At 60.1% G+C, this 22742-nt stretch carries 26 protein-coding genes and 1 pseudogene; 23 read left to right on the top strand and 4 right to left on the bottom strand.

The window, feature by feature from the left end; translation table 11 throughout:
- Nucleotides 1-39: 39 nt before the first annotated feature.
- From NLM15_RS37060 to NLM15_RS37015, 10 genes are all read left to right on the top strand, one after another.
- The gene (locus NLM15_RS37060; RefSeq protein ID WP_254122935.1) at nucleotides 40-525 is read left to right on the top strand and encodes a sigma-70 family RNA polymerase sigma factor; all 486 of its coding nucleotides are present in this window, start codon (nucleotides 40-42) and stop codon (nucleotides 523-525) included.
- Between the two features lie 57 nt (nucleotides 526-582).
- On the top strand, nucleotides 583-1563 hold the full coding sequence (gene egtD / locus NLM15_RS37055; RefSeq protein ID WP_254122934.1) for an L-histidine N(alpha)-methyltransferase: 981 nt from the start codon (nucleotides 583-585) through the stop codon (nucleotides 1561-1563).
- A 257-nt stretch (nucleotides 1564-1820) separates the two neighbouring features.
- The gene (locus NLM15_RS37050) at nucleotides 1821-2075 is read left to right on the top strand and encodes a hypothetical protein (RefSeq protein WP_254122932.1); all 255 of its coding nucleotides are present in this window, start codon (nucleotides 1821-1823) and stop codon (nucleotides 2073-2075) included.
- Nucleotides 2076-2203: 128 nt separating this feature from the next.
- On the top strand, nucleotides 2204-2797 hold the full coding sequence (locus NLM15_RS37045; protein ID WP_254122930.1) for an HWE histidine kinase domain-containing protein: 594 nt from the start codon (nucleotides 2204-2206) through the stop codon (nucleotides 2795-2797).
- Nucleotides 2798-3220: 423 nt separating this feature from the next.
- A complete protein-coding gene (locus NLM15_RS37040; protein WP_254122928.1) occupies nucleotides 3221-4894 on the top strand; it encodes an ATP-binding protein in 1674 nt (557 codons plus the stop codon).
- 2 nt (nucleotides 4895-4896) lie between these two features.
- The gene (locus tag NLM15_RS37035) at nucleotides 4897-5511 is read left to right on the top strand and encodes a response regulator transcription factor (protein WP_254122927.1); all 615 of its coding nucleotides are present in this window, start codon (nucleotides 4897-4899) and stop codon (nucleotides 5509-5511) included.
- A 264-nt stretch (nucleotides 5512-5775) separates the two neighbouring features.
- Nucleotides 5776-6789, top strand: a complete 1014-nt coding sequence (locus NLM15_RS37030) for an AraC family transcriptional regulator (protein ID WP_254122925.1) — start codon at nucleotides 5776-5778, stop codon at nucleotides 6787-6789.
- Nucleotides 6790-6973: 184 nt separating this feature from the next.
- Nucleotides 6974-7825: an alpha/beta fold hydrolase gene (locus NLM15_RS37025; RefSeq protein ID WP_254122923.1), complete on the top strand. Its 852-nt coding sequence runs from the start codon at nucleotides 6974-6976 to the stop codon at nucleotides 7823-7825.
- 54 nt (nucleotides 7826-7879) lie between these two features.
- A complete protein-coding gene (locus NLM15_RS37020; RefSeq protein ID WP_254122921.1) occupies nucleotides 7880-8854 on the top strand; it encodes a zinc-binding alcohol dehydrogenase family protein in 975 nt (324 codons plus the stop codon).
- A 30-nt stretch (nucleotides 8855-8884) separates the two neighbouring features.
- Nucleotides 8885-9655, top strand: coding sequence for an SDR family oxidoreductase (locus tag NLM15_RS37015; protein ID WP_254122919.1), 771 nt, complete (start codon nucleotides 8885-8887; stop codon nucleotides 9653-9655).
- A 109-nt stretch (nucleotides 9656-9764) separates the two neighbouring features.
- Here the strand turns inward: NLM15_RS37015 and NLM15_RS37010 are convergent, their stop codons facing one another.
- Genes NLM15_RS37010 through NLM15_RS37000 form a run of 3 tightly spaced genes read right to left on the bottom strand, consistent with a single transcriptional unit; the run spans nucleotide 9765 to nucleotide 11402 of the window.
- Nucleotides 9765-10031, bottom strand: coding sequence for a DUF6510 family protein (locus NLM15_RS37010; RefSeq protein WP_254122918.1), 267 nt, complete (start codon nucleotides 10029-10031; stop codon nucleotides 9765-9767).
- Nucleotides 10032-10036: 5 nt separating this feature from the next.
- Complete coding sequence (locus NLM15_RS37005; RefSeq protein WP_254122916.1) at nucleotides 10037-10798, bottom strand: ferredoxin reductase; 762 nt, start codon at nucleotides 10796-10798, stop codon at nucleotides 10037-10039.
- Nucleotides 10785-11402, bottom strand: coding sequence for a sulfite oxidase-like oxidoreductase (locus NLM15_RS37000; protein ID WP_254124604.1), 618 nt, complete (start codon nucleotides 11400-11402; stop codon nucleotides 10785-10787). Before NLM15_RS37000 ends, NLM15_RS37005 begins: the two co-directional genes overlap by 14 nt.
- Nucleotides 11403-11622: 220 nt before the next feature.
- Here NLM15_RS37000 and NLM15_RS36995 point away from each other — a divergent pair, with 220 nt between their 5' ends.
- The 13 genes and pseudogenes from NLM15_RS36995 to NLM15_RS36935 all read left to right on the top strand — a co-directional run bounded on the left by NLM15_RS36995 (nucleotide 11623) and on the right by NLM15_RS36935 (nucleotide 22015).
- Complete coding sequence (locus tag NLM15_RS36995; protein WP_254122914.1) at nucleotides 11623-13134, top strand: amidase; 1512 nt, start codon at nucleotides 11623-11625, stop codon at nucleotides 13132-13134.
- Nucleotides 13131-13373, top strand: a complete 243-nt coding sequence (locus NLM15_RS36990) for an amidase family protein (RefSeq protein ID WP_254122912.1) — start codon at nucleotides 13131-13133, stop codon at nucleotides 13371-13373. Before NLM15_RS36995 ends, NLM15_RS36990 begins: the two co-directional genes overlap by 4 nt.
- Nucleotides 13374-13624: 251 nt before the next feature.
- On the top strand, nucleotides 13625-14233 hold the full coding sequence (locus tag NLM15_RS36985) for a cytochrome P460 family protein (RefSeq protein WP_254122911.1): 609 nt from the start codon (nucleotides 13625-13627) through the stop codon (nucleotides 14231-14233).
- 25 nt (nucleotides 14234-14258) lie between these two features.
- Complete coding sequence (locus tag NLM15_RS36980; RefSeq protein WP_254122909.1) at nucleotides 14259-14840, top strand: cytochrome P460 family protein; 582 nt, start codon at nucleotides 14259-14261, stop codon at nucleotides 14838-14840.
- Between the two features lie 62 nt (nucleotides 14841-14902).
- Nucleotides 14903-16177: a beta-propeller fold lactonase family protein gene (locus tag NLM15_RS36975; protein WP_254122907.1), complete on the top strand. Its 1275-nt coding sequence runs from the start codon at nucleotides 14903-14905 to the stop codon at nucleotides 16175-16177.
- A gap of 28 nt (nucleotides 16178-16205) precedes the next feature.
- Nucleotides 16206-17198, top strand: coding sequence for an urease accessory protein UreD (locus NLM15_RS36970; RefSeq protein WP_254122905.1), 993 nt, complete (start codon nucleotides 16206-16208; stop codon nucleotides 17196-17198).
- A 26-nt stretch (nucleotides 17199-17224) separates the two neighbouring features.
- Nucleotides 17225-17527: an urease subunit gamma gene (locus NLM15_RS36965; RefSeq protein ID WP_254122903.1), complete on the top strand. Its 303-nt coding sequence runs from the start codon at nucleotides 17225-17227 to the stop codon at nucleotides 17525-17527.
- Between the two features lie 107 nt (nucleotides 17528-17634).
- Nucleotides 17635-17973: an urease subunit beta gene (locus NLM15_RS36960; protein ID WP_254122901.1), complete on the top strand. Its 339-nt coding sequence runs from the start codon at nucleotides 17635-17637 to the stop codon at nucleotides 17971-17973.
- Nucleotides 17974-17985: 12 nt separating this feature from the next.
- Entirely contained in the window at nucleotides 17986-19689 is a 1704-nt protein-coding gene (gene ureC / locus NLM15_RS36955; RefSeq protein ID WP_254122899.1) for an urease subunit alpha, read from the top strand.
- A 23-nt stretch (nucleotides 19690-19712) separates the two neighbouring features.
- Complete coding sequence (locus tag NLM15_RS36950) at nucleotides 19713-20411, top strand: urease accessory protein UreF (RefSeq protein WP_254122897.1); 699 nt, start codon at nucleotides 19713-19715, stop codon at nucleotides 20409-20411.
- A pseudogene (gene ureG, locus NLM15_RS36945) lies at nucleotides 20408-21098 on the top strand (urease accessory protein UreG). The gene NLM15_RS36950 and the pseudogene ureG overlap by 4 nt, the downstream one beginning before the upstream one ends.
- A 93-nt stretch (nucleotides 21099-21191) precedes the next feature.
- Nucleotides 21192-21503 carry a chorismate mutase gene (locus NLM15_RS36940; RefSeq protein ID WP_254122895.1) on the top strand — a complete coding sequence of 104 codons (312 nt, stop codon included), beginning with the start codon at nucleotides 21192-21194 and terminating at the stop codon, nucleotides 21501-21503.
- Between the two features lie 74 nt (nucleotides 21504-21577).
- On the top strand, nucleotides 21578-22015 hold the full coding sequence (locus tag NLM15_RS36935; RefSeq protein WP_254122893.1) for a VirK family protein: 438 nt from the start codon (nucleotides 21578-21580) through the stop codon (nucleotides 22013-22015).
- Nucleotides 22016-22256: 241 nt separating this feature from the next.
- On the opposite strand, the gene NLM15_RS36930 is transcribed toward NLM15_RS36935, so the two are convergent.
- On the bottom strand, nucleotides 22257-22610 hold the full coding sequence (locus tag NLM15_RS36930; RefSeq protein ID WP_254122892.1) for a hypothetical protein: 354 nt from the start codon (nucleotides 22608-22610) through the stop codon (nucleotides 22257-22259).
- Between the last annotated feature and the right edge of the window lie 132 nt (nucleotides 22611-22742).

Genomic DNA, 22742 nt, shown 5'->3' with positions numbered 1-22742 from the left:
GAGCGATGGAACGATTGTTCGGAGCGATGGGGAAGGCTCATGCTCGCGGCACAATCAGGAGATGAAGTTGCATATGAGCAATTGCTCCGGGAGTTGAACCTATGGCTGCGTGCGTACTACGCGCGTCGGCTGCCGCACCCCGCCGCCGAAGACGCACGGCAGGAAGTGCTTTTGGCCGTTCATGCCAAACGCCACACGTTCTCGCCCTCGAGGCCCTTCGGTGCCTGGATCACGGCGATTGCCCGCTACAAATGGGTCGATCGCGTTCGCGATGCATCTCGATACAATGTCCTCGCACTCGACGAGGAAATCGCAATCGAAGACCATGAGGGTGCCGCGATCAGCGCCGCTGCGCTGGACCAGTTGCTTGGCCGGTTGAAGCCCTCTCAAGAGAGCGTGATCCGTCTCGTGAAGCTCAATGGCCTTAGCATCGCGCGAGCGTCCGGCGCGACTGGCCAAACGGCGGCTCTGGTCAAGATCAATATCCACCGCGGGCTGAAGAAATTGGCCGCATTGGTTTCCTGAGGCCATTGCGGGGCAGCCCGCCGGGCCGAAGTAAATGTCGTGCGAAGGAAGGTGAAATTGCTTCAACTCGAGAGCGAACTGCGATGCGGGGTGGCTGACCTGACGGCGTCATTCCGCTACGACGTCATGGAAGGGCTAGGTCTCGCGTCAAAGGCAATTCCGGCGAGATGGCTTTATGACCACCGGGGGTCGGCTCTGTTCGAAGCCATCACCCTATTGCCCGAATACTACCCCACGCGAACCGAGCGATCGATCCTTGCTTCCGCAGTGTCAGAGATCTCTGCTCTCGCTGGGCCGGGTCGCGCAGTCGTAGAGTTCGGTTCCGGTTCGTCGGTAAAAACGCGGCTTTTGCTGGCGGAGACAGAGCCCTCCGCTTATGTGCCGATCGACATCTCAGGAGAGTTCCTTCGGGAGGTGGCGACAGGTCTGTCACATGCATTCCCCGGACTGCCGATTTATCCGACCGAGGCGGACTTCACGTACCCATTCTCGCTGCCCGGGGAGATTGCTTCGACTCCGCGCCTTGGCTTCTTCCCCGGCTCGACGATTGGAAACCTGACTGTGTCTGCGGCGGTCGATTTGTTGCGGGCCATGGCGGCGACCCTGGGTACCGGATCGATGCTGCTGATAGGTATCGATCGCATCAAAGATCAAGATGTCCTGCTGCCGGCGTATGACGACACGCAAGGACTGACGGCCGCTTTCAATCTCAACCTCTTGCATCGAATCAACCGCGAGCTGGGTGGGTCGATTCCGCTGAGTGCATTCCGACATGTGGCGCGGTGGGATGCTGCGGAGTCGCGTATCGAGATGCATCTCGAAGCGACGCGGGACGTCGGCTTCGAAGTTGATGGTCGCGAGTTTTTCCTGTCGAATGGCGAGACCATCCACACCGAGAATAGCTTCAAGTACGGCCGGAGGGATGCGTTCGTTCTCCTGCAGGCTGGTGGCTGGAATCCGATCGCCGATTGGACTGACGATCAAGAGCGCTTCTCGGTCATTCTCGCGGAGCAAAGACCTGCGCGCGCGGCACCCTAGGGGCGCGCTGCTCGAACCGACGCTCGAACTTCGATCGGCAGGCAACCCGGTCTGCGGCCCATTGATCGACGCCATGCGACTGGACCTTGGCGTCTCGCCTCTTTGACCAGGGATCACCATCATACGCTTTTAGGTCAGGGGGCTGCTGCATTCCAACAATTTCACCGCAATCAGCGCAATCCACGAACAGCGAGGCCCGGATATTTCCTGCATATTGTCGGCGTCTTCATAGCAACCAAATGCATCGAGGCGCGGTCATGCAACGACGTTCGTCCCTTATCTTGAGCTTCGCAGCCATTCCTCTAACCGCTCTGGCAGAACCAGTCTCTACGCCATCGTCGAAAGCGCCAAGCGCAGCTGAGAACGTGCACGTGCAGCCGCGCGGCAAAGAATTCATGCCGAACTCGATTGCCGAGGACGACTTGCAGAAGCGCATTACCGATTTCAATCAAAAGCAGGAAGGACTGGACGCAGAGCTCGATAAGAAGCTGAAAATATGTCGTGGGTGTTGATCGGTATCCGGTTCAGCAAACAGCGATAGGGTCTGCGCATGAGGCATACTGTCACCGAGTCATTCCGAGATGGAAACGGAAGCACAAAGTACGAGCGGATCGCTCCGATTCCAGAGGATTCGCTCAAGATGGTGGTCAGAGAATTGCAGCATCGAATGCGCAACCTCTTCAGCGTAGTTCTATGCTTTGTAGACAACACCGACGCGAGTTCAGCCGCCGATTTTCGCGCGGCTCTCTCGGCGCGGATCGCGACCCTGTCTGATGCTTACAGGATGATCGAGTGTGCCGGAGAGCAGCACGTATCTCTTGCGGGGCTGCTGGAGCGAACTTTGAAGCCGCACGCGATGTCTCATAAGGATCGCATTCTGCTCGCGGGGCCGGATGTCGCGCTCGAGCCGCACATCGCCTTGTCGCTGCACGTCATCATTCAGGAACTGGCAACGAATGCGAGCAAGTACGGCGCCCTGACCTCGACGGAGGGGGGCGTCGAGTTGGCCTGGGAGAGTTCCCCCTACCTTGGCAGACAAAGTCTCGCCATCCAGTGGCGCGAGCGCGGCGGACCGACGGTAAACAAGCCGGAACGCAGAGGCTTCGGGATGCATTTGATTGCAAAGGCGATACCTGGGGCGCGGGTCGATATCGACTTTGCGCCTGACGGCCTTGTCTGCCGGATTTTGATTGATCGAGGGCAGACGCGGACGTCGCAGAACGCCGTCAGCTAAGCGTCGCCATGAGTACATTGGCCGGGATCCGGCGGAAACTGATCTTAGGCAGACTGCCTGTATAGGGCCTGTTTACTGGTGAATTGAACCACTACTGATGCAGGCCAGGCTGGCGGCGACTCCAATGCGCCCGATTGGGGCTGAACAGCATGTGCGTCCGTGCGACGCCGCGGAACGTAACACCGCCCCTCTGCACTTTCGAGGATATTCGGAGCATCCATCGCGCCGGTTACACCCATCGCGAAAAATATTCGGTGTAATGCGCAAAGGAGTTCGCACGAATTCGTGGGCCGCAAAATCGCGGATCGCGGCAACCAAACTTGGCAATGTCGACAAGTGCCGTTACATATCGCCGCATACCAGCGCGCTCGTTTCTCATCGCTTGATGAGTAGCCCCAGGATGATGCGTCGAGACGTCTGGATATGATCGTCACTACGAGGCATCTCGGCATGAGGTTAAAAAGCGAGACGCATGAACTTGATCTTGTCGCGAAGGCATTCCAGGTCATCTCAAGAGAGATCAGCTATCAGGGATTGGCCAACGCACTTCTCGCGGAGGCGTTAAGTTTTTCCGGGGCCGCCCGGGGGGCGATCTTACTCAGCGGCCAAAGAGATCTGCTTGCTCAAGCGGACGCGAGCTTTCCCCGCGAGAGGGCGAATTTCTTTGCCTCCGTCCCGGCAAACGCCGAGTTCCGATTGCCGGGCGATCTCGCCGAGGAGGTTCTCGATCGAAGGGAAGCGGTCGTGAGGCAGGCTCACGCGGCGAGTTCGGCATTGATCGACCCTGCGAGTCCGCCGGCGGGGGAGATAACTCAGCTGTGCCTGCCGTTGGTTCATCAGCACTGGGCGATTGGTGTTCTTTACCTCGAGGCGGCCGGGGATGCGGAGATCTTCACGCCACGCTGCCTCTGGGTGATGTCGATGCTTGCTACCCAGGCTGCCATCTCATTCGAATCGGTGCGTCTCTTCGAGGCGCTGCGCGAGACCAACATGTGGATGGTCAGAGGTCAGCAGATCGGCGGGATGGGCAGTTATCGCTGGAACACCCGGACGCTACTCTCCCGAGGATCGCGCGAATGCTACCGCATCCTGGATCTCGACCTGGATGTAAATCCCGTGCCATTCGAGATGTTCAAGAGCCGAGTGCATCCCGACGATCATGCTACGCTGGAGCGGGCGCTCACCGAAGCGATCAGAACCAAGTCGCCATTCGCGCACGAATACCGGGTGGTCCACCGGGACGGTAAGACCTTGCACGTCGCGGCCGTCGGACAATTCGACAATGGTCCCACTGGGGATTTGGAGCTGGAAGGTATCATCACTGATATCACCCTGCGGAAGGCGGCGGAGCAGGCACTAGCCGACGCGCGGAATGAGCTTGCGCGAGCTTCAGGCCTGGCATCTCTTGGCGAACTCGCCGGCTCGATCGTTCACGAGATCGATCAACCGCTGACGGGGATTATCATGAGCGCGGAAGCTGGCCTCCGATGGCTCGCCAGGGGGCCGCTGGAAGCGACGGAAGCCCAAAGGTCGGTTACGCGCATTATCAAGCAGGCGCGTCGAGCCACGGAGATCGTGAAAGGAGTCAGATCCTTGGCGCGGGGCACGCAGGTTCATTTTGCCAAGTTCGATATCAATGAGGCGGTCGCGGAGGTTCTGCGTCTGTCGCAAAGGGAGATTGAGCGAGCTGGTGTCACCGTCCGAACCGACTTCGATGGATCACTGCCTGACGCGGAGGCGGACCGTGTTCAGATCCAGCAGGTCGCTCTGAATCTCGTGCGCAATGCCATAGAGGCCATGGCAGGAGTTGAGGGCGGGAACCGCATTTTGACCCTCTCATCGAAGGTTCTCGATGGTATGATTTCCGTGGCAATCGCGGATACTGGGGTTGGCATCCATCCGGCCGATAGAGAGCGGGTCTTTGAGTCGCTCTATACAACGAAGGGAGCGGGGCTCGGTCTGGGCCTGTCGATCTGCCGCAAGATAGTCAATCTCCACGGAGGACAGCTATGGGTGGAAGAAAACGGGACGTCCGGCACGAGGTTCACGTTCGTTCTCCCGCTTCGTCAGCCGGCTCAGACGTTGGGGGGTCTTTAGCAGTGCCTGCATCGGGTGTTGTTCACATTGTTGATGACGATCAGGCGGTTCGCGAGTCCCTTGGTGACCTGCTTGAGTCCCTGAATTACAGGGTCGCATTGTATGGGTCTGCTTCGGACTTCCTGAAGGTCGACCTGGAGGAGACCCCCGCCTGTCTGGTGCTCGATGTCAGATTGCCGGGTACCAGCGGACTGGAACTGCAGGAGTATCTGACAAGGATCAATGTCGGAATTCCGGTAATCCTGATGTCGGCTTTCGGCGACATTCCCATGTCCGTCAGGGGTATGAAGTTGGGGGCGGTCGATTTTCTCACCAAGCCGATACGGGATCAGGATCTCCTCGACGCCGTCACAGCCGCGATCCGCAAGGACACAGACCGACGCGACGACATCGCGCACCTTGCGCAGTTGCAGGAGAAATTCGCGCTCCTGACCGCTCGCGAGCGACAAGTGATGACGCTGGTTTCGTCCGGCTTGATGAACAAGCAGGTGGCCAACGAGCTCTCGATCAGCGAGGCGACGGTCAAAATGCATCGCGGCAGTGTAATGCGGAAGCTGGGGGCAAAGACCGCAGCTACGCTCGTTCGAATGGCTGAAGCGCTCCAACTCCAAAGCTGACGCCTCGCCCCGGGGCTCGGCATTTCGCGCCGAACTATTTCGGTGGCGTCCCCGCGCGGTACCCATACCTAGGTAGGGGGCGAAGCAGCACAAGCGCGAGATTGCCCGTCAGAGCTATGAAAAGCATGGTGTCTCTGTGCGGTGCTGCCAGCCGGTATTGGCAGCTCGCTTTGACCGGAGAGGCGACGCCATTTGCGGCCTGCGAGCCGAACGGCTGCATCCAGGCAATCAAGCTGTCTCTTCCGTGCAGAAGTTCGTTGACGAATGGACGCAGCCATCGGCAGCACAAAAAAGGCGACGGCGATGGGAATGTACTTATCAGATTCGAGTGAGAGCATGCCGCGGAAGGAAATCTCCGCAACGTCGATTCGACCGGTGGACGAGGCGCAGCCTCCCAAGCTGTCTGAAATGGCACTTCATCCGACGGTGAGCATAACACCCGCTGGGCCAGTGAGGCGCCTCGGAATTGGCTGTTGCCGGTGGTTTTCCGAAAGCGTCCACGTTCCGGTCGGCAACAGGCTTGAATTTCGCTTTCAGGGATCGAGGCATCTCCTGGCCTTGTACAGCGAAGGAGCACGAAAAGGCGGCGAGACTTCCATCGATGGCCTTTTCTCGTCGAAGCTCCGCGGTTCTGAACACAAGTTGACGTTCGTGCCCGCGGGCCAGGCCTATCGCGAATGGCATGAGACGGCCTCGTCTGCGCAGCTAACTTTTATCTACTTCGATCCCGCCGCACTTCGTGCGTCTGACGGCAGCGACGCCGAGTTTGCGCCAAGAATATACTTCGAAGACACGCGGGTCTGGGAGACCGCCTTCAAGCTGAAAAAGGCAATCGAGAGCGGCGATGCGACGTGCGTGCCCTACCTCGAGGCGCTCTGTGGCGTGCTCGCGTACGAGCTTTCCCGGTCGGATCGCGAAGCGGTTCGCGAAGTAGCGCCGGTGAGTCGTGGAGGTCTCGCAGGCTGGCAGAAGCGCATTGTCGTCGAGTACGTCGAAGAGCACCTGGGAGAGCAGGTGTGCCTTCTGAAGCTCGCACAGCTTGCCAAGCTCAGCATTCACCACTTCTGCCGGGCATTCAAGAGATCGTTCGGAATGCCGGCATACCAATACCAGGTACAGCGACGCATGGAGCTGGCCAAGCTGCGACTCGCAGATCGCGGAATGTCGATTACGGACATCGCGCTCGGCTTGGGCTATGCGCAAACGAGCTCCTTCAGCTCGGCCTTTCGAAAGACAACGGGTTGGACCCCTACGGACTACCGCAGAGAGTTCAAGTGAATTGGTCGAAAACGCGATAGACGGGGCAGAGGAGGCGACAGGAATCCTGCGCGCCAAAAAAATGTCGGGAGCTCTGTAACCAGATCAACTTGCCCCACGAAATATCTAAATGAGCCAGCCTCGGATCGGATCATCGGTTCCGCAGGTGCGACGATGCTTCGAGGGAAGCCGTGAGGAACCGCAGATGACGAGCATTCGGTATCGCAAAGCGGACGTGGACGGTCTGAACGTATTCTATCGGGAAGCGGGCCGGTCCGATGCGCCCGCCTTGCTGCTGCTTCACGGATTTCCGACGGCTGGCCACATGTTCCGTGAATTGATCCCCGCGCTCTCCGGTCGCTTCCGAGTTGTGGTGCCGGATCTGCCCGGCTTTGGCCAGTCTGACATGCCGGCTCGCGAGAAGTTCCAATATACGTTCGCCGCGCTGGCGCAGGTACTGGAGCGGTTCACTGAGGTCGTCGGGCTAACCCGCTTCTCGCTCTACGTCTTCGACTACGGCGCGCCGACGGGCTTCCGGATGGCCCTGCGCCATCCCGAGCGCGTCACTTCCATCATTTCGCAGAATGGCAACGCGTATGAGGAGGGGCTGAGCGAGGGCTGGAGTCCGATCCGTGCCTACTGGCAGGATCCGTCGAAGGAGAACCGGGCGGCGCTGCGCTCGTTCCTTTCGCCGGAGACCACGGCCTGGCAATACACTCACGGGGTGCCTGACGCCTCCCTGATCTCACCTGATGGATACACGTTGGATAATTATTATCTCGCGCGCGCCGGCGCCGACGAGGTCCAGCTCGATCTTTTCGGTGACTACAAGACCAATGTCGCCATGTATCCGGAATTCCAGGCTTACTTCCGGAAGCACAAGCCGCCTTTCCTGGCGGTCTGGGGCAAAAACGATCCCTTCTTCCTGCCGGCGGGCGCGAAGGCGTTCCAGCGCGACATTGCGGGTGCCGAGGTTCGCTTCTTTGATACGGGCCACTTTGCGCTTGAGACGCATGCCGGGGAGATCGCGGCGGCAATTCGCGATTTTCTTGTCTAGTCAAGGTCAGACACGTGACCGACCCACCTGGAGGCAGGTGCGAAGAGAGGTGTGATGCGTGCCATCGTTCTTGAAAAATTCGGCGGCTTGGACAGCCTTGTCTATCGAGACGTTCCGGAGCCGGAGGCGAAGCTTGGTCATGTCGTCATCGAGGTAAAGGGATTCGGCATCAATCATGCTGAGATGCACATGCGCCGTGGCGAGTGGGCCGAAGCGGCGCCGATCAGTGGAATCGAATGTGTCGGGCTCGTGAAATCATGTCCAGGCGGAGAATTTCCGGTTGGTGCGAAAGTCGCTGCATTGATGGGCGGTCTCGGCCGGACCATCAATGGCAGTTATGCCGAATATACCCGTGCTCCGGTCTCGAACGTCGCATTGATCGACGCAGATTTGCCGTGGGCAGAGCTCGCAGCGATACCCGAGACCTTTGCGACGGCATGGACTTGTCTCTTCCGAAATCTCGATCTGCAGAAAAGCCAGCTTCTCGTCATTCGCGGCGCGACTTCCTCGTTCGGTCAAGCGGCTGTCAAGCTCGCAGTCAATGCCGGCGTGCGGGTCGTTGCGACGACACGCAGCCGGGAGCGTTTCCCCATTTTGGAAAAGCTCGGGGCCGAACGTTGCGAAATTGAGCGGCGGGATCTCTCACAGCATCTCTCCGAGGCGAAACAAGTTGACGCGGTTCTCGACCTTGTCGGCAACAGCGTAGTGCTCGACTCCCTCGCCATGCTCCGCCGCGGCGGCCGCTCCTGTCTTGCGGGCTGGCTCGGTGGGCTCGATCCGATTCCCGACTTCAACCCGTTGCTGCAGATGGCGAGCGGCGTTTATCTGAGTTTCTTTGGAAGCTTCGTGTTTGGTACCCCCGGATTTCCGCTTGCCGATGTCCCATTGCAGAAGATCGCTGCTGACGCCGCGGTTGGCCGGCTCGACGTGAAGCCGGCACGGGTCTTTCGCTTCGACCAGATACGCGAAGCCCATCGCATGATGGAGGCGAACGAGGCCGTCGGAAAGATGGTCGTCGTTCACGATTGACCTTGTCAAATCTCTTAGCGGAGGGTCTGCATGTCCAAATCCGTTGCGATCGTTACGGGAGCGAGTCAGGGAATCGGCCACGCGACGGCGTTGCGTCTAGCGCTGGATTTTTCCACGATTGCTCTTGTCGCACGAAACCGCGCCAATCTGGACCGTACAGCAGAGCTCGTCAGGGCGGCTGGTGCCGATGCGTTGGTGATCGAGGCTGATTTGGCCGAGCGGACTGCTGCACGAGACGTCGTCGATCGGACGCTGGGCGCGCTAGGTAGGATTGATGCGCTGCTCAATATCGCGGGTGCGGTGCCTCAGATCGACCTGTTCGAGGCGACGGATGCGCAATGGGAAGACGGACTTGCGCTGAAGCTGCATGGCGCCCGACGGCTCACAATCGCGGCGTGGCCGGCCCTGAAGGCGGCGAAAGGAGCCGTCGTGCTGATGTCCGGGAATTCCGCCTTGTTTCCTAAGGCTTCGTACGCAGCGGTTGGCACCATCAATGCCGCCATCGTTGCCCTTGCGAAGGCCTTCTCCGATCGCGGCATCGCAGATGGTGTCCAGGTCAATAGCGTCATGCCGGGAGCGGTGATGACAGGACGGCGTCGTTCCTACCTCGAGCGCTGGGCGCCATTGCACAACATGACCGTCGAGGAGGCGACCGCCAGATTTCCAGAGGAAGCAGGTATCGAGCGCTACGGAGAGCCAGACGAGATCGCCGAGTTGATGGCATTCCTCGTGTCGCCGGGTGCGCGCTGGATGACGGGCACGGCGTTACGGATGGATGGTGGTGAAGTGAAATCGGTCTGAGCGGCCGCGGTGACTGGGGCAGGGCCGCCCTGGTAGGTTCACCGCGGCCTTGACATCTTCGCCATACCTAACGAGCCGTCGATCCCGTAGTGTGGGAAGCAACTCAAGTTCAGAAGTACAAGTGGCGGGCACCGTTGAGTTCAAGGAGACGCCCGTTCGGGGTTCGCGCCGCCCTGATCAGATCGTTTCCGCAAGTGGCACACCTTACGAGAGCCTCTTGGGGGCCTCCATCCGCGACCAATGAGCCGAGGCCGGATACCGTGCTGCATGCGTCACATTGAATCTTCGTCAGAGTGATATCAAAGGCAAACGCCTCCTGAAGGAGGTATGTGGCCGGGTCACCGCCAATGATGAGGTCGGAGATGTTGTCAGCCATGGCGATCATCCTCCAGATGGTCCAAAACGTTCGGTTTTGATGGCGAGAGGGTTCATATCCAGCCTCACGAGCATGCTCGAGATGGTTTCGACAAACCCTGTGGGGCCGCAAATGAAGCACGTGGGATTTTGCTCGCGCGGAAAGCTGTTCTCCGCGAGCAGGGCCTCGTCGATCCGTCCTCGATGTCCACTCCAATTACCCGGCTGCTCGCGGGTCAGCGCATAGACCAGACGGAAGTCATGATCGTTCTGAGACATCGCATCGAGTTCGCCTCGGTACACGACATCAGCCAGGCTGCGTGCGGAATAGATCAACGATGCCGGCGCGCGATCGCGCGACCTGTTGCGGTGGCGCAACATGGCCATCAGCGGCGTAATGCCGGTTCCACCCGCGAACAGGCAAATCGGGCCACCGAGCGTTTGGCTCCAGACGAAGTGGCCCCCGATGGGCCCGCGAAATTCGAGAGCGTCTCCAACCTGCAATTCGTCGAGTAGATAGGAAGAAACCTCACCGTTCTCGACACGCTCTACCGTGAGAGTGAGCAGTTCTTCTTCCGGTGGCGATGCAATCGAGTAGCTTCGTTCAGCCCGATAGCCGTCGGCAGCCGTGAGGCGTATGTCGACGTGCTGGCCAGGCCAGTGCCCGGACCAGCGCGCTGGCTGCACGACGATACTCTTCACCCGGCTTGTTTCGGCCACAACGGCCTGCACGCGTCCGGTCTGCCATTCGAGCTTCGGCCGCTGCTGAGGCGCATCAATCGCCGTCATATCGCTGCTCCCTCCAGGGATCGCCATAGTTATGATAGCCACGCGATTCCCAGAATCCCGGCTCGTCCTTGGGCATCAAGCGCAGCCTTCGCAACCACTTCGCGCTCTTCCAGAAGTAGAGGTGCGGCACGAGGAGCCGCGCAGGGCCGCCGTGCGCCGGGGCGAGCGGCAGCCCCCCGTAGCGGGTCGCGATCATTGCTCTTCCGGCGATCAGGTCGGCAACGGGAAGGTTCGTCGTGTAGCCACCGTCACAGTGCGCCATGGCGTAGGCGCCCGGCGGTTCACTTAGTCCAACCACCTTCAGAAGGTCGTCGAAGGTAACTCCCTGCCAGACCGTGTTGAGCTTCGTCCATTTTGTGACGCAGTGGATGTCCGTCGTGATGGTGGTCTGGGGCAGTGTTTCGAACTCGTCCCAGGTCCATACACCAAGTAATGACCCGCCGAGTTGAAGCGCAATCTTCCAGTCGGCGACGCGAATCTCCGGTGTAGGTCCGGCCGAAAGCACCGGGAAGTCGGTCGTCAGATACTGACCCGGTGGCAGCCGGGGGGCTTCGGACGTCTGTCGCTTCGATCTGAAGCCGCGAGAAACGGGAGGCTGGTCCATGGATGCGTGCCCTCGTGCGGTGACGCTCAGGATGTCCGGGTGCATTGGCATGCCGTAGCGCCTGCTCTGACGCACATGCGCCCTGATCGGTAGCTTGTCGATGGTCGCCGCGGAGATTGCATCAAGATCGAGAAAGACGAAGCAATCGCGGGTGCGCACGGATGAATCATTTCCATATCTAAGTGCGGCTTGATCTTGAGCGGTTCAAAAGGAGAGAACGATGTCGAGCGCGAGAGGGATGGAGTCGGACGAGCTCGCTTACCTCACGGCGCACGAGTTGGCAGCTCGCATCCGGCGACGTGAGTTGTCGCCGGTTGAAGTGGTCGATGCTTTCATTCGGCGCATAGAAACGCGCAACCCGAGCCTGAATGCGCTGGTCTATCTCGATTTCGAAGGCGCTCGCACGAGGGCGAAGGAGGCCGAGCGTGCATTGGTCGCTGGTGAGTCGTTGGGGCCGCTGCACGGCATCCCGACGGCGCTCAAGGATCTGTTTGACTTCAAACCGGGCTGGCCTGCAAGCCTGGGCGGTATCCGCGCGCTCAAGCACAACGTCGTGAATGCGTACTGTGCGTTTTGTGAGCGCATGGAGAAGCGTGGTGGCGCGGTATTCCTCGGTAAGACCAACAGCTCTCTCATGGGTTTCCGGGGCACCTGCGACAATTATCTGTTTGGCCCCACGCGCAATCCCTTCAATTTGTCCAAAAACACTGGCGGTTCCTCCGGAGGAAGCGCGGCGGCAGTCGCCGATGGGCTGCTGCCCATTGCAGAAGGTACGGATGCTGGCGGATCGATACGCATTCCCTCCGCCTGGTGTGGCGTCTATGGTTACAAGGCGTCATTCGGCCGTGTGCCGTTTCTTGTGCGCCCCAATGCGTTCGGCGCGGCCGACTCTCCTTTTCTCTTCGAAGGGCCCATCACCAGAACGGTCGAAGATGCCGCAATCGCGTTGAACGTACTCGCCGGCCACGATCCGCGCGATCCTTTCAGCCTGACCGAACCGCCCGTCGACTTCACCGCAGCGACCCGTCGTTCCATCCGCGGCCTCAGGATTGCCTATAGTCCGGATCTGGACGTCTTTCCGGTCGATGGAAGGATCGCAGAGGCGGTCCGTCGCGCGTTGTTGGCGTTCGAGGAAGCCGGCGCCCACGTAGAGGAGGTGAAGCTCGGCATCACCCGCTCGCAACGCGAATTGAGCGATGTCTGGTCGCGCCTCTATATGCTTCTGAACCTGCAGGCGATCGAGAACATGAAGCGGGACGGGATCGATCTGTTCGGCCAGCATCGCGACGACTTTCCGCCTGAGTACCTGGATTGGGTCGAGAAGACCAAGCGCATGTCGGGCCCCGATTTCTTTCGGGACCAGGCCGTTCGGTCGGAGGTGTACGACGCCTTTCAGAACGTCCTCGATAAGTTCGATCTGCTCGTCACGCCGACTCTCGCGTGCCCGCCGGTCGACAATGCTGGCGACGGCAACACGATCGGACCGAAGGCGATCAATGGCGTGGACATCGATCCTCTCATCGGATGGTGTCTGACCTATTTCGTCAACTTCACCGGCCACCCAGCGGCATCGATTCCGGCTGGATTGTCCGACGGTCTTCCGGTCGGAATGCAAATCATAGGTCGGCGAAACGCCGACTTCGACGTGCTGGCAGCGAGCGCGGCCTTCGAGCGGCTTCGTCCCTGGCAGGACATTTACCGAATTTGCCGCGAGCGCCCGCTGAAGGCGTGATCGGCGCGAAGGAGGAGACTGTCTTCGCGGTCTCGGCCAGATTCTGCGCTCCCTTCAATCTGGCCGGTTTTCCGGCAGCTTCAATTCCGTGCGGCTTCGCGCCTGATGGCCTTCCGATTGGTCTTCAGATCGTCGGAAAACCATTTGAAGAGGAAACCATCCTCCGGGTGGGACAGGCGTTCGAGACCGATACGGATTATCACCTGAGACGGCCGTCGCTCCCGGGTCTTGCCGGCTAACCTCGCATCTCCTCGCTCGTCTCGATGCTCTCAGCGTGATTGCGCAGCGGTGACGCCTCCGGTCGGGCTACGCGTCGCGGCATCGGCAATGGACACGGTCGCGATCGCAAGGCCAGGACGGATTACATCAAGATAGAAAAAGAGAAGGCAATCTCCGACGCGCAAGATCTTCCACGATTGGCTATCTCATCTCCCGACAGATTAACCGTGCCAGCGCCGTGCGCGTTCGGTCACAGTCGCGGGAGAAAGCTATGCGAGTGGGAGTCCAGGCAGCAGCGGCGGTCATCGTTGGCAGTGCGGTCGCAACGACCCTCTTCTTCGGATCGCTCAAGGATAGCAATGCGCAGGGAAGCACTCGCTATTTGCCGGAGTACACCGCAGACGGGCAACTCCTCCTGCCGAAGAATTTCCACGAGTGGGTCTATGTCGGATCGCCATTGACGCCAAATGCCCTCAATGGAGGGCAGGCGAACTTTCCGGAGTTTCACAACGTCTATATCGAGCCCGGCTCCTACGCGATCTACAAGAAGACCGGCGAATTTCCCGAGGGAACGATCCTGTTCAAGGAGCTGCAGCTGACATTGCCGCAGGAGAACGCCGACGGTTCGCGAACGGAAGCGTCGGGACGGGGCTACTTTCCGGGCAAGTGGAACGGAGCCGACGTAACGGTCAAGGACTCCAAGCGCTTCGCCGATACCAACGGATGGGGATACTTCAACTTCAACCATCACGAACCGAAGGCGTCGATGGCCAAGGTGAAGTCGAAGGACGAGTGCGCCTACTGCCACATCGCCAACGCCAAGAAGGATGAGGTCTGGACCCAGTTCTATCCGCTGCTGGACAACAAGGACGCGCGATGACCGCGTAACCAGCGGGGAGATAGGCATGACAATCCTCAGAGCCGCAGGTGTCGCCATCATCGTCGTCCTTGGTATCGCGCTCGTGATCAGACAGCCGTCGCTGCGGGCGAACGTAGCGAGCGGTGTTCCGACCGGCGAGACCGTTGCTGACCGGGGAGGGCATCTGCATGTGCCCGATGACTATCGTACGACCTATCAGCTCCTCGGAAGCTGGGCGATTGCGACCGACGATGGTCACGGCTCGAAGGAGCTTCACGTCGTGTATGCCTCGCCGGGAGCGATCGACGCCTATCGGAAGGACAAGCGTTTCCCGGATGGTGCGGTTCTGATCAAGGAAGTGTTCGAGGCGTCAACCGCCGAAATGACGACCGGCACCGTCAGCCACGCCGGCACTTTGAAGGGGTGGTTCGTCATGGTGAAGGACACTGCGAACAAGCATCCGGATAGCGCGCTGTGGGGGGACGGCTGGGGTTGGTCCTGGTTCGACGCAGGCGATCGATCGAAAACGACTACGACGAGTTACAGGGCTCAATGCCAGGCCTGCCATGTGCCGGCTCAGGAGTCAGACTGGGTTTACGTCGATGGGTACCCGCCACTGAAACAATAGCACCGGTGCGGGTCACCAAGGGCCAATTGATCCAACAAAGCCAATCATCAAAGGAGCGAGAGATGGCTAAAGAGGCGACGACGAGCGAGACCGGGATGTCGAAAGGACAGGCCGGCCATCTCTATATCCAGACCAACGAAATCGAGAATGCCATCATTCATTACACCCGGCAGGCGGACGGCAAGCTGGTCGAGGTCGCTCGTACCAAGACGGGCGGCGCCGGCTCGGGTGAGTTCAAGCCGATCAGCGGCCAGGACAGCGCGCCAAACTCATTCGAGGGCGCGGGAAGCGTTATCATCACATCCGATCGGCGTTTCCTGTTTGCGACCAATGGTGGAGACAATTCGGTTTCGAGCTTCCGCCTCGAGAGTGACGGTCGCCTCACGCTGCTCGACGTGAAGCCGACCGGCAACCCGGTCGATGGAAGGAGCGGCACAGCAAAATCGCTCGCCTTCGCTCCGTCGACCCGTACTCTCTTCGTGCTGCACTCGTTCGGCCCGGATCATCTTCGGCTGATGTCAGTCGATGCCGAAGGCATGCTGAAGGCGCGGTCCGAGCGCTACACGGTGAATACCTACAGCAAGCGGAACCGCGTCTCCACCATGGTCGTGGTCTCACCCAACGAGGATCTGGTGCTTGTCGGCACGACCTTCGACGAGCCGATCGCGCTCACGGGCCTGTACCCGGACGGCTCGCCTATTCTCTGGGTCCAGCGGGCCGGCGGCGCGCTGCACTCGATCGCCTCGAATGCGCCCGATCCCGACGGCCTTGCCGTGTTCGCCATGCAGAAGGACGGTTCGCTCGGCACGGCCAGATTCTACGACGCCAAGGGCGGCTCTCCGTTCTACATCGCCTTCCTGCACCAGCGGCCGAATACGTTCGTGATCGGCTATGCTGTCGGCGACGGTTGCTCGATCTGCACCATCGAGAAGAATGGCGCGATCAACATCGGTCCGCTCGTCAAGATCGATACGAGCGCGGGCCTGCCGTCCGAGCTGTGCTGGCTGGCAGTCGCCCCCGATGACCGAACGATCTACGCGACGAATTTCGGCTACAGCAACATCAGCAGCTACCGCATCAATGGTAGCGGCCTGGAGGTCGCGATGGATCCGGCGTGCCCGAAGGTGCCCGGTGACGGCACTGCGCGGGGATTGAACGGGACAGTGACCAGCGGTCCGAGCGATAGCTGGATCACGCCGGACGGCGCCTATCTCTATCAGATCTACGGCAACGCCTCGAAGCTGGTGAGCTACAGCACCCAGCCGGACGGCTCGTTGAAGGAAATCGCCAGCGTCAAGATCCCGTACAACTGCCCGCAGGGGCTCGCGGGATTCTGATCTCGGTTCCGCGACACGAAGTCCGGGCGTGGCCGGCTTTACGGCTCCACGCCCGGCTTTTCGCCCCCTTCAGTCGAGAAATGCATGTCAATCATGGGCCCCAGGACGGATGTTTGAAGCGAGTCATGAGCGCCCTCGTGGTGAGCCCGCGGCTTTTCCCGACGATCCGGGAGTAGAGGGGAGCGCAGCGGAGCAATTCGACCTGCAGCGCGCTGTCGGGGCAGCTCGCGTGGTGTTCTCCGGCGCTGCGAACGGCACACAGATCAGCGACATCTATCAGAAGTTTCCGATGGCTGTTGCCTTCCCGAATATCGATGATCGTCGGTGCAAGGAAGTCGTCCTCATCAACACCTCGGGCGGTGTCGCGGGCGGCGACGAGATGAGGATCGAGGTGGTCGCTCGGGGCAATGCCTCGGTCGCGGTGACCACGCAGGCCGCGGAGAAGGTCTATCGCGCCCTGGATCGCCCTGCCCGAATCCTGACCCGGTTAAGGGCTGAAGGTAGCGCTCGGCTTGCGTGGCTTCCACAAGAGACGATCGTCTTCAACCAGGCACGCATCGCAAGGCAGACCGAGCTCGACGTGAGCTCGGGCGCCGAATTGGTTGCCCTTGAATGGTTGGTGCTTGGCCGGATCGAGAGCGGCGAGGAGATTCTCGGCGGACATATCCAGGACAGTTGGCGCATCAGAATCGATGGCCGTCTGGTCTGGGCGGACGGCTTCCTTGCGTCCGACCAGACGTTTCCGCAGCTTCGGAAGACGGCCCTGCTCTCGAATTGGAGGGCGATCGCGACAATGGTCTATTTCGGTCCGCGTCTCGAGAGCCGGCTCGAGCGATTGCGCGAGATCGGCGCCTCTCTGGAATGCGCATGCGGCGTCACGATCGTGGGCGCAATCATCGTGATCAGGGTAGCCGCGATCGCCAGCGCGGATCTCAGACGAGGCCTACGTCGCTTCCTCGATCAACTCAACCATGAGCTTGGATCCGGCCCGTTCGGAGTGCCGAAGATGTGGTCCTGTTAGCAGCGCGGCCAAATGGGAGCAGCATCTTGAATCTGACGCCACGGGAACGAGACAAGCTCATGATAGCCCTCGCCGCGATCGTTGCGCGTGGCCGGCTCGCGCGCGGCGTCAAGCTGAATTATCCCGAAAGCATCGCCCTGATTTCGGATGCCGTTATGGAGGGCGCTCGCGACGGACGGTCGGTCGCGGACCTGATGTCCGAGGGTGGCCGGCTCCTGCGCCGTGATCAAGTCATGGAGGGCATCCCGGAAATGATCCGCGAGATCCAGGTCGAGGCGACATTTCCGGACGGGACCAAGCTTGTGCCGGTGCACAACCCGATCCGATAGGAGCCGATGATGCATATCGTCCCGTTTTGCACCGCCGGAAGAGGCTTGCTTCGCGCGGCGGGCAATTGTGCCGGGCTTGTCGGGCTGTTGTTGCCCGGAGGCATGGCATGATTCCCGGCGAGGTCATTTCGGACGATGGCGAGATCGTCCTGAACGAGGACAGGCCGGGACGATCGATTGCCGTAGCGAACACCGGCGATCGGCCCGTCCAGGTCGGCAGCCATTATCACTTCGCGGAAGTGAACGCAGCACTCGTGCTCGATCGATCCGCCGCTCGTGGGTGCCGCCTCGATATCCCGGCCGGGACGGCCGTGAGGTTTGAGCCGGGGCAGTCGCGCGAGGTCTCGTTGATTCCGTTTGCCGGAGCGCGACGCATCTACGGATTCAGCGGGAGCCTGATGGGACCTCTGGAAGCAGGGACCGATGCGTCCGGCGCCAACGAATAAGATGAGGAAAACATGTCCCATACGATGAGCCGGAGAGCCTATGCGCAGATGTTCGGTCCCACTGTGGGCGACAAGGTGCGCCTGGCAGATACCGACCTGTTCATTGAGCCCGAAAGGGACCTCACGATCTATGGCGAGGAAGTCAAGTTCGGTGGCGGGAAGGTCATTCGCGACGGCATGGGACAATCGCAGCTCACGCGCGCGCAGGGAGCGGTCGATACGGTCATTACCAACGCGCTGATCCTCGATCACTGGGGAATCGTCAAGGCCGACATCGCGATCAAGGACGGGTTCATCGCCGCCATCGGTAAGGCGGGCAACCCTGACGTCCAGCCGGGTGTGTCGATCATCATCGGGCCGGGGACGGAGATCATCGCGGGCGAGGGCAAGATCATCACCGCCGGCGGGATGGACACGCATATTCATTTCATCTGCCCCCAGCAGATCGAGGAGGCGCTTTTTTCCGGCGTGACAACCATGATGGGCGGTGGCACCGGCCCCGCGGCCGGGACAACGGCGACGACCTGTACTCCGGGGCCATGGCACATCCATCGGATGCTTGAGGCGCTGGATGCGTTCCCGATGAATTTCGGCATCTTCGGCAAGGGCAACACGAGCATACCGGCAGGCCTGGTCGAGCAGATCGAAGCCGGTGCTTGTGGCCTGAAACTGCACGAAGATTGGGGGGCAACGCCTGCATCGATCGACTGCTGTCTCTCTGTCGCCGACGACATGGATGTGCAGGTCATGATCCACACCGATTCCCTGAACGAAGGCGGATTTGTCGAAACCACGATCGCCGCATTCAAGGGCAGGACAATCCATGCGGCCCATACGGAAGGGGCCGGCGGCGGACATGCGCCGGACATCATCAAGGTCTGCGGCGAGAGGAACGTCATTCCAGCCTCGACAAATCCAACGCGTCCCTACACCGCGAACACGCTGGACGAAGCACTCGACATGTTGATGGTGACCCATCATCTCGATCGCCGTATCCCGGAGGATGTTGCCTTCGCGGAGAGTCGCATACGTAAGGAGACAATCGCCGCGGAGGACATTCTGCATGATCTCGGCGCGTTCTCGATTGTGTCGTCGGATAGCCAAGCAATGGGGCGCGTCGGCGAAGTGATCACGCGGACGTGGCAGACCGCGGACAAGATGAAAAAGCAGTTCGGTCGACTGTCGGAGGAAACCGGGCAGAACGACAATTTCAGGGCCAAGCGCTACGTCGCGAAGTACACGATCAATCCCGCCATCGTGCAGGGAATGTCACGCTATGTCGGCTCGGTCGAGGTCGGAAAGCTCGCGGACCTGGTCGTCTGGAGTCCGGCGTTCTTCGGGATCAAGCCCGACATGGTCTTGAAATCCGGCATGATCGTCGCCGCAATCATGGGCGATCCCAATGCATCGATACCGACGCCTCAACCGGAATATTACCGACCCATGTTCGGCGCCTTTGGCCGCTCTCCCGGGCGAAACTCAGTAACGTTCGTTAGTCAAGCTTCGCTCGAAGCGGCCGGACAGCTGGGGTTGGCAAAGCACCTCCTGCCGGTCTCGAACACGCGCGCGATCGGCAAACACTCCATGATTCTCAACGATTCGTTGCCCCACATGGAAGTCGATTCCGAGACCTACGAGGTACGAGCTGACGGACGACTCCTCACTTGTCCGCCGGTGGATGTCGTTCCGATGGCGCAACGCTACTTCATGTACTGATGGGTTGCCTGCATGGTGATGCAATGACAGACGAGAATCATGGATGTTCAGCATTGGCCTTCCTGAGGCTGCAGAGCTGGCTCTCGCCGTCGTTCCCGAACGGTGCCTACAGCTATTCGCACGGCCTGGAATGGGCCGTTGAGGCGGGCCATGTTTCCAACCGCCGCAGCCTGATCGATTGGCTTGAGGCCGACCTTTGCTACGGCTCCGGCCGGAATGAAGCCATCTTCTTCATCGAAGCGTATCGATGTGTGGCCGGGGGCGCGGAAGACGAGCTTCCGCATCTGGCGGAGCTCGCCGCGGCGTCCCGCACGACATCTGAATTTGCGCTCGAATCGTCACAGCAATCGTCTGCGTACCTCACGACTCTTCGCCGCGTGTGGCCGGATCGAATTCTGGACATCTTCTCCGAATCGAAATGCCCGCCGGTATCGGCCGTCCTTCTCGGCGCATATTCGGCGCGCGCACGGATCCCCGTCGGAATGGCGTTGCCGGCGTTCCTGCACAGTTACGTCGCCAACCTGGTGACCGCGGGCGTTCGATTGGTGCCGCTTGGCCAGACTGACGGTCAGCTTGCGATCGCGTCGCTCGAGCAGGCAATCTTGTCGCGGAGTGAAATCGCAATCCGCGAGACGGTCAGCGATCTCGGTTCGGCGGGTCTGATGGTCGAGCTGGCATCCATCGCGCACGAACTGCAATATACGAGGTTGTTTCGGTCATGAACACGAATGCAAGCGAGAGCCGATCGTTTCGCACTTCAGGCGTTCCGGCGACCAATGGCCCGCTACGGGTCGGAATTGGTGGCCCGGTCGGTTCGGGAAAGACGGCGCTGGTCGAGGCGCTCTGCAAGCATCTGCGTGAATTCTACAGACTCTACGTGATCACGAACGACATCTACACCAAGGAAGATCAACTCATCCTGACTCGTGCACAGGCGCTGGCGGCGGAGCGCATCATGGGCGTGGAAACGGGTGGCTGTCCCCATACGGCGATACGAGAAGATGCTTCGATGAACCTCGCCGCGATCCATGACATGAACCTGAAGTTCCCGGACACGGAGCTTTGTTTCGTCGAATCCGGCGGCGACAATCTCGCAGCTACTTTCAGTCCGGAACTTGCCGACCTGACCATATACGTGATCGACGTCGCCGCAGGTGAGAAGATTCCACGCAAGGGCGGACCGGGAATTATGAGATCCGACCTGCTGGTAATCAACAAGATCGATCTGGCACCCATGGCTCGGCGCCAATCTGGCGATTATGGAAACGGACGCTCGGAGGATGCGAGGCGTACGACCATTTATCTTCTCCAATCTGAAGGTCGGTCAGGGAGTCGATGAAATCGCGGACTTCATTCTGCAAAAGGGCGGATTGTCTGCCGTGACGTTGTCTGCGGATGCTCATCGATGACGGAAACGCTTGCGGCGTCCGCAAGATCGTTTGGTACTCGCGTCGGTCGGGAAGCAAATGCGAACCTTGCGACGCGCATGGAAGGAAGTCGTGATGACGGATGACAATCAAGAGCTTTCTTGCGATCTGGCGAGGCTGCGCCGCAGTATCGACAATCTGGATGCGGCGTTGGTGCACCTGCTCGCGGAACGTTTTCGCTGTACGCATGCGATCGGAGAGCTCAAGGCCAGACATGGACTGGCATCTCGGGATCCCAGACGTGAAGCGGTGCAATTGAAACGGCTGCGTACCCTTGCGGCACAGAGCGGGCTTGACCCGGAGTTTACTCAGAAGTTGCACGCCTTGGTCGTTCGGGAAGTCATCACCAATCATGAGGCGGTGAAATTCGAATCGGGAACCAGCTAGGCTACGAATGCCGGCGCGCGATCGCTCCGGCGAAATGAAGTCCAGTAAAGAATCTCCACCATCGGGAGTCACATTTGTCGAACTATTTGCGTCATTACGTCGTGGCTCTGGCAATCGTCTCCAGCTTCTGGACGCGCCATGCGATCGCGGACGAGCCTGGAAACGCGGGCTATGCGGCCCTGAACAAGGCGATCCTCGAAGGCAAGGAGCCGCGTATGCTGATCGACCTCTCCGCCTGTCAAGTTCACGGCGCGAACATCGCGGGGCCTTCGATCAAGGCGAGCATGCGGTTTGATGGATACATGATTCAGTCCGACGGAACGATCGCCTTCGCTACGACGCATTTCACGGTCAGGCCGGACAGGTCCGTCAGGGAATTCTTGTCGTTCAGGGTGCACGCAGATGGCAAGATCGAAGCCCGCACGATGACTCTTGGTGCCGTCAACTACGTCGTACTCAAGGATACGGCATTCGATTGCCAGATTGGGAAAGGGGCGACTTTCCACTGGTAGCCATTGTCGGGCTTTATGCTCGAAGGTGACTTCCGGAAGGAGAAGTTGATTCGACCGCGGATAACGGGCGGCCCTTGCCAGTGCGTGCGGCGGTCGCATCAGACAATGCCAGGGAGGGGCCCAGGCTCTCGAAGGCTCGGAGGTGAGAACGGCTGCGCAAGGGCGCTAGGGTTCGGTAACGTTTCGAGCGCCCTCGACGAGTGTCTCGGGAGGCCGAACAAGGCGGTGGTCCGGAGCGCGGCTACGCCGATTGATCGACCAGACTGCCGGGCTGTTGCCCCTTTTTTTCGAGTTCCTTTTCAATCGCCTCTCTAATCTTCTGCTCCACGGCCGCTCTCTGGTCCGGCGTCATTTTTGCGAGGTCGGCATCAGTGAGATTCATGCTCTTCAAGATGCTGGCCCGCATACGGTCGAAGGGATTCATCTTCGCGTATTTTAGGAAGTCCTGCACCACGCTGCTGTCGCCTGACGCGCCGTCTTCGCTTGCTTGCGAAAGCCCACTGCCGGCGGTAGCTTGGGCTTTCGTGCCAGCGGCCGATGAGGTTGCTTTTGCAGCCTGGTAGCCGAAGGGTGAAATTCCTGTCGTGACTTGCATGCTCGACCCTCGAGACGATCTCGAAGACAGGGCAATGTACGTGCCAAATCGTTTCGTTAGATTTCCCGGTGTTTCCTGCGTCGAACCAGTTCGGCTGCCTTGGCGGCGTGAAGAAGTTGCCGACTCCGTGGC

The organism is Bradyrhizobium sp. CCGB20 (assembly GCF_024199855.1).
In the GTDB taxonomy this organism is placed as follows: Bacteria; Pseudomonadota; Alphaproteobacteria; order Rhizobiales; family Xanthobacteraceae; genus Bradyrhizobium.
The sequence above is the reverse complement of the archived record's forward strand: the minus strand, read 5'-3'. Positions and strand labels throughout refer to the sequence as shown.

Bases quoted from the DNA above. Each gene is read 5' to 3' on its own strand.
- NLM15_RS37045 (WP_254122930.1), top strand. From the start codon at position 2,204: ATGGTGGTCAGAGAATTGCAGCATCGAATGCGCAACCTCTTCAGCGTA.
- NLM15_RS37050 (WP_254122932.1), top strand. From the start codon at position 1,821: ATGCAACGACGTTCGTCCCTTATCTTGAGCTTCGCAGCCATTCCTCTA.
- NLM15_RS36980 (WP_254122909.1), top strand. From the start codon at position 14,259: ATGACAATCCTCAGAGCCGCAGGTGTCGCCATCATCGTCGTCCTTGGT.
- NLM15_RS37030 (WP_254122925.1), top strand. From the start codon at position 5,776: ATGGACGCAGCCATCGGCAGCACAAAAAAGGCGACGGCGATGGGAATG.
- NLM15_RS36950 (WP_254122897.1), top strand. From the start codon at position 19,713: ATGACAGACGAGAATCATGGATGTTCAGCATTGGCCTTCCTGAGGCTG.
- NLM15_RS37010 (WP_254122918.1), bottom strand. From the start codon at position 10,031: ATGGCTGACAACATCTCCGACCTCATCATTGGCGGTGACCCGGCCACA.
- NLM15_RS37020 (WP_254122921.1), top strand. From the start codon at position 7,880: ATGCGTGCCATCGTTCTTGAAAAATTCGGCGGCTTGGACAGCCTTGTC.
- NLM15_RS36985 (WP_254122911.1), top strand. From the start codon at position 13,625: ATGCGAGTGGGAGTCCAGGCAGCAGCGGCGGTCATCGTTGGCAGTGCG.
- NLM15_RS37005 (WP_254122916.1), bottom strand. From the start codon at position 10,798: ATGACGGCGATTGATGCGCCTCAGCAGCGGCCGAAGCTCGAATGGCAG.
- NLM15_RS37015 (WP_254122919.1), top strand. From the start codon at position 8,885: ATGTCCAAATCCGTTGCGATCGTTACGGGAGCGAGTCAGGGAATCGGC.
- NLM15_RS37060 (WP_254122935.1), top strand. From the start codon at position 40: ATGCTCGCGGCACAATCAGGAGATGAAGTTGCATATGAGCAATTGCTC.
- NLM15_RS37025 (WP_254122923.1), top strand. From the start codon at position 6,974: ATGACGAGCATTCGGTATCGCAAAGCGGACGTGGACGGTCTGAACGTA.
- NLM15_RS36930 (WP_254122892.1), bottom strand. From the start codon at position 22,610: ATGCAAGTCACGACAGGAATTTCACCCTTCGGCTACCAGGCTGCAAAA.
- NLM15_RS36940 (WP_254122895.1), top strand. From the start codon at position 21,192: ATGACGGATGACAATCAAGAGCTTTCTTGCGATCTGGCGAGGCTGCGC.
- NLM15_RS37040 (WP_254122928.1), top strand. From the start codon at position 3,221: ATGATCGTCACTACGAGGCATCTCGGCATGAGGTTAAAAAGCGAGACG.
- ureC (WP_254122899.1), top strand. From the start codon at position 17,986: ATGTCCCATACGATGAGCCGGAGAGCCTATGCGCAGATGTTCGGTCCC.
- NLM15_RS36960 (WP_254122901.1), top strand. From the start codon at position 17,635: ATGATTCCCGGCGAGGTCATTTCGGACGATGGCGAGATCGTCCTGAAC.
- NLM15_RS36995 (WP_254122914.1), top strand. From the start codon at position 11,623: ATGTCGAGCGCGAGAGGGATGGAGTCGGACGAGCTCGCTTACCTCACG.
- NLM15_RS36975 (WP_254122907.1), top strand. From the start codon at position 14,903: ATGGCTAAAGAGGCGACGACGAGCGAGACCGGGATGTCGAAAGGACAG.
- NLM15_RS37000 (WP_254124604.1), bottom strand. From the start codon at position 11,402: ATGGACCAGCCTCCCGTTTCTCGCGGCTTCAGATCGAAGCGACAGACG.